The 7,571-nt window shown below is 69.9% G+C and carries 7 protein-coding genes; 4 read left to right on the forward strand and 3 right to left on the reverse strand.

Annotated elements, in window-relative coordinates; translation table 11 throughout:
• The first annotated feature begins 129 nt into the window (after positions 1-129).
• Positions 130-1,398, forward strand: a complete 1,269-nt coding sequence (locus tag AOK08_RS35125) for an MFS transporter (protein ID WP_055533572.1) — start codon at positions 130-132, stop codon at positions 1,396-1,398.
• A 48-nt stretch (positions 1,399-1,446) separates the two neighbouring features.
• A complete protein-coding gene (gene thpR / locus AOK08_RS35130) occupies positions 1,447-2,046 on the forward strand; it encodes an RNA 2',3'-cyclic phosphodiesterase (RefSeq protein WP_241827222.1) in 600 nt (199 codons plus the stop codon).
• A 160-nt stretch (positions 2,047-2,206) separates the two neighbouring features.
• Here the strand turns inward: thpR and AOK08_RS35135 are convergent, their stop codons facing one another.
• The 3 genes from AOK08_RS35135 to AOK08_RS35145 all read right to left on the reverse strand — a co-directional run bounded on the left by AOK08_RS35135 (position 2,207) and on the right by AOK08_RS35145 (position 4,597).
• Positions 2,207-3,202 carry an aldo/keto reductase gene (locus AOK08_RS35135; RefSeq protein WP_055533565.1) on the reverse strand — a complete coding sequence of 332 codons (996 nt, stop codon included), beginning with the start codon at positions 3,200-3,202 and terminating at the stop codon, positions 2,207-2,209.
• An 85-nt stretch (positions 3,203-3,287) separates the two neighbouring features.
• Positions 3,288-3,767 carry a carboxymuconolactone decarboxylase family protein gene (locus tag AOK08_RS35140; protein WP_055533567.1) on the reverse strand — a complete coding sequence of 160 codons (480 nt, stop codon included), beginning with the start codon at positions 3,765-3,767 and terminating at the stop codon, positions 3,288-3,290.
• A 146-nt stretch (positions 3,768-3,913) separates the two neighbouring features.
• Positions 3,914-4,597 carry a GDSL-type esterase/lipase family protein gene (locus AOK08_RS35145; RefSeq protein WP_055533569.1) on the reverse strand — a complete coding sequence of 228 codons (684 nt, stop codon included), beginning with the start codon at positions 4,595-4,597 and terminating at the stop codon, positions 3,914-3,916.
• Positions 4,598-4,842: 245 nt separating this feature from the next.
• On the opposite strand from AOK08_RS35145, the gene AOK08_RS35150 reads away from it, so the two are divergent.
• Entirely contained in the window at positions 4,843-5,838 is a 996-nt protein-coding gene (locus AOK08_RS35150; protein WP_055533570.1) for a WD40 repeat domain-containing protein, read from the forward strand.
• A 163-nt stretch (positions 5,839-6,001) separates the two neighbouring features.
• Positions 6,002-7,571 (forward strand): cellulase family glycosylhydrolase (locus AOK08_RS35155; protein WP_055533571.1); only part of this gene is annotated, 1,570 nt, incomplete at its 3' end.

Below are 7,571 nucleotides of genomic sequence, written 5' to 3' on the forward strand. Positions count from 1 at the left end.
CCCCACGACTCCCAGATCTCCCGCGATCCCCGCACCCCCCACGACTCCCGGATCTCCCGCGATCCCCAGACCGCTCACGACCCCAAGACCGCCCAGGGGCCCCGGCCCGCCCGTGGCTCCCGTGTCGCCATGTTCAGGTCCCTGAAGGTGCGGAACTACCGCCTCTTCTTCCTCGGCCAGGTCGTCTCCAACATCGGCACCTGGATGCAGCGCATCGCCCAGGACTGGCTGGTCCTCAGCCTCACCGGCTCCTCGACCGCCGTCGGCATCACGACCGCGCTGCAGTTCCTGCCGATGCTGCTCTTCGGCCTGTACGGCGGTGTCCTCGTCGACCGGCTGCCCAAGCGGCCCACCCTGCTCGTCACGCAGACGCTGATGGCCGTCACCGGCCTCGCGCTCGCCGCCCTGACCCTCACGGGTGATGTCGAGGTCTGGCACGTCTATGTCGCCGCCTTCGCCGTCGGTCTCGCCACGGTCGTCGACAACCCGGCCCGGCAGTCCTTCGTGTCCGAGATGGTCGAGCCCGGTCAGCTCCAGAACGCCGTCAGCCTCAACTCCGCGAACTTCCAGTCCGCCCGTCTCGTCGGCCCCGCCGTCGCGGGCCTGCTGATCACCGGGGTCGGCACCGGCTGGGCCTTCCTCTGCAACGGCCTCTCCTTCGTCGCCCCCATCGCCGCCCTGCTCCTCATGCGTGGCCGTGAGCTGCGTGCCGTGGAGCGGGCGCCGCGTGCCAAGGGGCAACTGCGTGAGGGGCTGCGGCATGTCGCCGGGCGGCCCGAGCTGATCTGGCCGATCGTCCTCGTCGGGTTCATCGGCACCTTCGGCTTCAACTTCCCGGTCGTCCTCTCGGCGTACGCGGACGACGTGTTCCACGCGGGCGCCGGCGCGTACAGCCTCTTCAACAGCCTGATGGCGGTCGGCTCCCTGACCGGCGCCCTGCTCGCCGCCCGGCGCGGCACGGCCCGGCTGCGCGTTCTCGTCGCGGCGGCCGTGGCCTTCGGCACGCTGGAGATCGTGGCCGCGACGGCCCCGTCCCTGTGGCTGTTCGCGCTGCTCATGGTGCCGATCGGGATCGCCGGACTCACCGTCAACGTCACGGCGAACACCTCGGTCCAGATGGCCACCGACCCGGCCATGCGCGGCCGGGTCATGGCCCTGTTCATGATGGTCTTCATGGGCGGTACGCCGCTGGGCGCCCCGGTGGTCGGCTGGATAACGGACGCGTACGGCCCCCGGGTCGGCCTCGCCTTCGGGGGCGGTGTCGCGGCCGTAGCCGCCCTCACGGTCGGTCTGGTCCTCGTCCGGGTGGGCGGCCTGAGGGTCTGCGCCGTCTGGAACTCAGGACACCCGCGCCTCAGCCTCGTCGAGCGGCCGGAGGCGGTGACCTCCGGGGCATGAGCGGGGGCATGAGCGGGGCGTGAGCGGGGCGTGAGTACCGTGAGCGGCATGAGTGCCACCAGTGCCATGAACACGGCTCGACTGTTCGCCGCCGTACTGCCGCCCGAGGACGTCTCCGGGCAACTCGCCGACGCGGTCGCCGCGTTGAGGAACCTGCCGGGTGCGGACGGGTTGCGCTGGACCGGCGTACCCGGCTGGCACTTCACCCTCGCCTTCTACGGCGAGGTCGACGAGGACGTCGTACCGGAACTGTCGGAGCGGCTGGCGCGGGCCGCCCACCGTACAAACGCGTTCGCGCTGGCGGTGCGCGGCGGCGGGCAGTTCGGGCACGGGCGGGCGCTGTGGGCCGGTGCCGCCGGTGAGGTGGACGCGCTGCGCCTGCTGGCCGACCGGGCGGAGGCGGCGGGCCGGAAGTCGGGCGTCGACATGGGGGAGCACCGGCACTACAAGCCCCACCTCACCGTGGCGCGCAGCCGCGAGGCCTTCGAGGTGCGGCCGTACGTCGAGGCCCTGGACGCGTTCACGAGCCGCACCTGGACGGTGGCCGACCTGGCGCTCGTCCGCAGCAATCTGCCGAAGTCGGGAGTGCCGGGGGAACAGCCCCGGTACGAGGTGGTCGGGCGTTGGCCACTCGCGGCGGCCGGTTAGGCTCGAAGGCGTGAATCCGAAAATCCGGAACCGGGTAATGGCCTGTGCGCTCGTGCTGATGTTCGCGGCGGTGGCCGTGACGGCGGCGGTCGGGAAGTGAGCCGACCTCATCGAGGTCAGCTCTGAACTTCCCGACCGCCGCGCCCGGCCTGTCCGCCGATCACCAGGCGAAGGCCTCCGGTGACGGGCCCGGGCCCGGGAAGATCTCGTCCAGCGAGGTCAGCAGTTCCTCGCTCAGCTCCAGCTCGGACGCCCGTACCGCCGACGCCAACTGCTCGGCCGTGCGCGGGCCGACGATCGGTCCGGTGACGCCGGGGCGGGTGAGCAGCCAGGCGAGAGCCGCCTCGCCGGGTTCGATGCCGTGCTTGTCGAGCAGATCCTCGTACGCCTGGATCTGGGCGCGGGAGGCGGGGTCGGCGAGGGTTTCGGCCGCGCGGCCACTCGCGCGCCGGCCGCCCTGGACCTCCTTCTTGATGACACCGCCGAGCAGCCCGCCCTGCAGCGGCGACCAGGGGATCACCCCGAGCCCGTACTCCTGGGCGGCCGGTATGACCTCCATCTCGGCGCGCCGTTCCGCGAGGTTGTAGAGGCACTGCTCGCTGACGAGCCCGATGGTCCCGCCGCGGCGGGCGGCGATCTCGTTGGCCTGGGCGATCTTGTAGCCGGGGAAGTTGGACGACCCGGCGTAGAGGATCTTCCCCTGCTGGACGAGCACGTCGATCGCCTGCCAGATCTCCTCGAAGGAAGTGGCGCGGTCGATGTGGTGGAACTGGTAGACGTCGATGTGGTCGGTCTGGAGCCGCTTCAGCGAAGCGTCCACGGCCCGCCGGATGTTGAGCGCGGAGAGCTTGTCGTGGTTGGGCCACGCGGCGGCGCCGTCGGCGGCCATGTTCCCGTACACCTTGGTGGCCAGGACCACCTTGTCGCGGCGGCCGTCGCCCTTGGCGAACCAGTTGCCGATGATCGATTCCGTACGGCCCTTGTTCTCGCCCCAGCCGTAGACGTTGGCCGTGTCGAAGAAGTTGATGCCCGTTTCCAGGGCCGCGTCCATGATCGCGTGACTGTCGGCCTCGTCGGTCTGGGGGCCGAAGTTCATCGTCCCCAGGACGAGCCGGCTGACCTTGAGTCCCGTGCGTCCGAGCTGCGTGTACTTCATGACTGTTCAGCCAACGCCGTGGAGTGCGCTCTAGGCAAGGGGGGACCGCCCGGCCTGCTGCTGGGCGGTCCCGGCCCGGAGGCCGTCAATGGCTGCCGAACATGCCGGGCTCGTAGTCGCCGGCGGGCTGCTGGACCATGACGTTCAGCCGGTTGAAGGCGTTGATGAGGGTGATGGTCAGGACAAGCGCGGTGAGCTGCTCCTCGTCGTAGTACTTGGCGGCGTTCGCCCAGACCTCGTCGGGGACACCGCCGGCCGCGTCCGCGATACGGGTGCCCTGCTCGGTCAGTTCCAGGGCGGCGCGCTCGGCGTCGGTGAAGACCTTGGCCTCGCGCCAGGCCGCGACCAGGTGGAGGCGCTGCGCGGTCTCGCCCGCGGCGGCGGCGTCCTTGGTGTGCATGTCGGTGCAGAAACCGCAGCCGTTGATCTGGCTGGCGCGCAGCCGCACCAACTCCTGCGTCGTGAGCGGCAGGACCGACTCCGGGATCGCCTGGCCCGCCGCGACGAGGTGCTTACCGGCCTTGGCGGCGATCGGGCTGGCGAAGAGATTCAAACGGGCTTCCATGAGGGGCTCCTCCGTCGTGGTGGCGCCTGGTGGGCGCTGCCCTTGTGGGGCGTTACACCTGGACGACGGGACGACCCCCGAGAGATGTGACATGCCTGAGCGAATGTGACGTGGGTCTCGTCGGCAGTCCATGTCTGTGGGTTCGGTCAGTCGCTTCCGGCCCCGTACCGTTCGCCCAGGTCCCAGGCCTCGTACAGGGAGTCCGCGAACGCGCCCGCGATCTTGTGCTCGCCGTTCGCGTTGGGGTGTGTGCCGTCGTACGTGTCGTGGTGGATGTCGTACGAGGCCGGGGGCGACGCCAGGAGCAGGGGTGAGCGGGGCTCGTCCAGGTCGGCGGCCGACTTCGCCAGGAGTTCGTTGAAGCGGGTGACCTGGGCGGCGAAGGGCGGGTCCGTCTCCGCGCGGACGTTCGGGATCACCGGGAGCAGGGCGATGGCGATGCGCGGGTTGGAGCGTCGGGCCTCGGCCACGAAGAGGCGGACGTTCTCCGCCGTCTGCTCCGCGTCCGTGTAGAAGCCGAGGTCGATCAGTCCCAGGGAGACCAGCAGGACGTCCGGCTTGTGGGCGCGTACCGCGTCCGCGATCAGCGGGGTCAGGTGGTGCCAGCCCTCGCCCCAGCCGGCCAGGTGGGCGCGCGGGAAGTCCGGGTCGGCGTACTCGTACGAGTCGGCGGTGTCCGTCGCCTTGTCGTACAGCGCCTCGCGCGGGCCGACGATCCGGAACGGGCCGCCGTACGTCTCCCGCAGGTGCTGCCACAGCCGGTAGCGCCAGGTGTGTTCACCGGCACTGCCGATGGTCATGGAGTCGCCTACGGGCATCAACCTGAGCATCCGCTCATGATGCGGGATCGGGGGAGCCGGTGGAGGGGCCTGGGCCGGGTGCGCGGTGTGAGTCGGGCCACCCGGGGCGGGGCGCCTGGCAGGTGGGTGCCGGGTGGGTGCCGGGTGTGTGTCGGGTTGCGGGTAGTTGTGCGTCCGTGAGCGGGCGATACGGTGATCGGCTTCGGTGACTGGTCCGGCGGGGCGGCCGGAGTCTTGGGCCCTGTATCGAGTGTCGGGATGGCAGGCTTGAGGGCATGCGCCGATCGCTCGCCCTCCTTGCCGGGGGCCTACTCGTCGGGGCGCTCGCCGCGCCCGCCTCCGCTGCCGATGGTGACCAGGACTTCATCATCAAGGATCCGCGGATCACCGAGTCCAGCGGTCTCGCCGCCTCCCACCAGCACCCCGGCGTCTACTGGACCCACAACGACAGTGACGACGGCGCCTTCCTGTACGCGATCGACAGCGCGACCGGGCGGACCGTCGCCACCGTCACCATGACCGGCGTGGGCAGGCCCCGCGACATCGAGGCCATCTCCATCGGGCCCGACAACCAGATCTACGTCGGCGACATCGGCGACAACGACGGCGTGACCTGGGACCACGTCTGGATCTACCAACTCACCGAGCCCAAGGTGCTCAAGAACCAGACGATCCGCGCCAAGCAGTACGTCGTGAAGTACACGGACGGTTCGCGCGACGCCGAGTCGCTGATCGTGCATCCGAAGACGGGGCGTGTGTACATCATCGACAAGCAGGAGGACGGCGGGCATCTGTACGCCGGGCCGGACAAACTCTCCACCTCCGGCACCAACGTCTTCCGGCCAGTCGCGCCCGTCGACATGTGGGCCACCGACGCCGCGTTCTCGCCCGACGGGCGGCAGTTGGCCGTACGCGGGTACTTCGGAGGCGTCGCCTACGCCTGGAACGACGGCAGGCTGAAGCGGCTGGGGCAGCTCGACGTGCCCTTGCAGCGGCAGGGGGAGTCGGTCACGTACAGCCGTGACGGGTCCAGGATCCTGTACGGGAGTGAAGGCGCCCAGAGCGATGTCCAGGCCAAGGACGCGCCCTCCTCCGGCGGGTCCGGTGGCTCCGACTCGGCTTCCGGTAACCGGAGTTCGGCTGCGGGCGGCGCGGTGGGCGGGGGGTCGGAGGGGAAGGTCAGGACCGGGGCCATCGCTTTCGGGGTGCTCATCGTTGCCTGGCTCGGGATCAAGCGGCTTCGGCGGCGGCCGTCGTCACCGTCGTCCTGATCATCCTCGTCCTGATCGTCGTCATCCTGGTCATCGTCGTCCCGAATGCCCGTTGCCGCGAGTATTGACGTGCGCATGTTGTGTCAGTTTCCTGGGAGGTGCGCGGTTGATGGGAGCGCTCCCATCGATTCCGGGGCCGTGCCTCCCGAGAGGAACGAGCGACATGTTCCGCTTCCCCCACCTCCGTGAACTGCGCGATCTCCGCGTCTTCCGCAACTGGCGAAGAGCGCTGTGCGCCATCGCCGCCCTGCTTCTGCTGCCGCTGGGAGCCGGTGCGCAGGCCGCCCGCGCGGCGGGCGCCGATACCCCGGGTGTCCGTGCGGCGGCCCCCGGCGCCGGCTACTGGCACACCAGTGGGCGGCAGATCCTGGACGCGGCCGGGCAGCCGGTCCGGATCGCCGGGATCAACTGGTTCGGCTTCGAAACCGGCAACTACGTGGTGCACGGACTCTGGTCCCGCGACTACAAGAGCATGATCGACCAGATGAAGACGCTCGGCTACAACACCATTCGGCTGCCGTACAGCGACGACATCTTCAAGTCCGCCACCGTCCCCAACAGCATCGACTTCAGCAGTGGCAAGAACGCCGATCTGCAAGGGCTGGGCTCCCTTCAGGTCATGGACAAACTGGTCGCGTACGCCGGCCGGATCGGCGTCAAGGTCATCCTGGACCGGCACCGGCCGGACTCGGGCGGGCAGTCGGCGCTCTGGTACACCGCGGCCGTGCCCGAGTCGACCTGGATCGCCAACCTGAAGGCCCTGGCGGCGCGTTACTCCGGCCAGGACGCGGTCATCGGCATCGACCTGCACAACGAGCCGCACGATCCCGCCTGTTGGGGCTGCGGTGATGTGACGAAGGACTGGCGGCTCGCCGCACAGCGGGCGGGCAACGCGGTGCTGTCCGTCAATCCGCAGCTCCTCGTCTTCGTCGAGGGCGTGCAGACGGTCAACGGGGTCTCCGGCTGGTGGGGCGGCAACCTGATGGGGGTCGGGCAGTACCCGGTGCAACTGGACGTGCCCAACCGGGTGGTGTACTCGGCCCACGACTACGCGACGAGCGTGGCCCAGCAGAGCTGGTTCAGCGATCCCTCGTTCCCCGCCAACATGCCGGGCGTCTGGGACAAGTACTGGGGCTACATCTTCAAGCAGAACATCGCGCCGGTGTGGGTGGGGGAGTTCGGTACGACCCTCCAGGCGACCGTGGACCAGAAGTGGCTGGCCGCGCTGGTCGACTATCTGCGGCCGACGGCGACCAGCGGCGCGGACTCCTTCCACTGGACCTTCTGGTCCTGGAACCCCAACTCCGGTGACACGGGCGGGATCCTGAAGGACGACTGGCAGTCCGTCGACACGGTGAAGGACGGCTACCTGGCGAGCGTCAAGGCACCGGGCTTCCCGCCGGGCCCCGGCGGTCCGGGTGGCCCTGGCGGCCCTGGTGGCCCCGGCGGCCCCGGTGGTCCTGGTGACGGGGCTGCCTGCACCGCCGCCTACTCGGTCAGCAGCGACTGGGGCGGCGGGTTCAACGCCGAGGTGAAGGTGACCAATTCGGGGACGGTGGCACTCAAGTCCTGGAAGGTGACGTGGACCTGGAGCGGCGGCCAGACGGTCACCAACATGTGGAACGCCTCGTACACCCAGAGCGGCCCGACGGTCACCGCCGTGAACGCGGCTCACAACGGGGCTGTGGCGGTGGGGAGTTCGACGAGCCTCGGCTTCGGGGGAGCGCCGGGGG

This window comes from Streptomyces graminilatus (assembly GCF_001418565.1).
GTDB classification, from domain to species: domain Bacteria; phylum Actinomycetota; class Actinomycetes; order Streptomycetales; family Streptomycetaceae; genus Streptomyces; species Streptomyces graminilatus.